Origin of the sequence: Sulfitobacter aquimarinus (assembly GCF_040149565.1) — a bacterium.
GTDB lineage: Bacteria > Pseudomonadota > Alphaproteobacteria > Rhodobacterales > Rhodobacteraceae > Sulfitobacter > Sulfitobacter aquimarinus.
Map to the genome: position 1 here is coordinate 1 of NZ_JBEFLO010000027.1, position 1,198 is coordinate 1,198.

Consider the following 1,198-nt stretch of genomic DNA (forward strand, 5'->3'; position numbering starts at 1 on the left):
GGTAATCCCCCCTAAAATTAGTGGTGTTCAAAAGTAGAATTTTCTCGGCAAGATATCTGAGGAGATTTACGATGAAGAATGGACGATACAGCGACGCGCAGATCATGGCGATCCTGAAGCAAGCGGAGGGCGGTGTGCCGGTTTCTGAACTGTGCCGCGAGCATGGAATGAGCAGCGCCAGTTTTTATAAGTGGCGGGCCAAGTTTGGCGGCATGGATGCGTCTTTGATTTCTGAGATGAAGGATATGGCCGAGGAGAACCGCCGTCTGAAGCGCATGTATGCTGAGATGAGCATGCAGAACGACTTGCTGAAGGAGGCGCTTGGAAAAAAGCGTTAAGGCCGTCTCAGAGGCGAGAGATGGCCATGAATGCGGTCGCACGGCACGGAGTAAGCGTCGCGTTGGCGTGCCGTGCGTTTGAGATCAGTGAGACTTGTTATCGCTACAGCCCTGTTTTGAGCGACGAGAACGAAGAGATTGCGGACTGGCTGGAACGTCTGACGGCGAACAAGCGCAACTGGGGCTTTGGTTTGTGCTTTTTGTATCTGCGCAACGTTCAAGGGTATGGCTGGAACCACAAGCGGGTCTATCGGATCTACTGCGAGCTGGAATTGAACTTGCGGATCAAGCCCAAAAAACGGCTGAAGCGGGACAAACCTGAACCACTGGCTGTGCCAGAGAAGCCCAATGAGACCTGGTCGATGGATTTCATGGCCGATCAGCTTGCAGACGGTCGGTCGATCAGGACGTTGAACGTGCTCGATGATTTTAATCGTGAGGGCTTGGCGATTGAAGTCGATTTCTCATTGCCAGCCGAGCGCGTCGTACGCAGCCTGAACCAGATCATTGAATGGCGCGGCCAGCCCCAAACTATTCGTGTGGACAACGGCCCAGAATACGTCAGTGGGAAGCTCATGGAATGGGCTGAGAAACGCAACGTACGGCTCGAATATATCCAACCCGGCAAGCCGCAGCAGAACGCCTACATTGAACGGTACAACCGCACCGTTCGCGGCGAATGGCTGGGGCAATATATCTTTGAAACCATTGAGGAGGCGCAGGACCAAGCAACAGAATGGCTATGGACTTACAACAACGAGCGACCCAACATGGGCATCGGCGGCATGACACCCGCCATGAAACTGAAAACAGCCGCGTGAATTCTATGGCTGAGCCCCACTAAAAATGGGGGGATTACC

The 1,198-nt window shown here is 53.6% G+C and carries 1 protein-coding gene; it reads left to right on the forward strand.

Annotated features, from left to right (window positions below; translation table 11 throughout):
- Window positions 1–71 precede the first annotated feature (71 nt).
- Window positions 72–1,159, forward strand: a protein-coding gene (locus ABMC88_RS18470; protein ID WP_349578362.1) for an IS3 family transposase whose coding sequence is annotated in 2 segments (ribosomal slippage) — window positions 72–333 and window positions 333–1,159 — 1,089 coding nt in all. Because the reading frame shifts where the segments join, the coding sequence is not laid out codon by codon here.
- The last annotated feature ends 39 nt before the right edge of the window (window positions 1,160–1,198 follow it).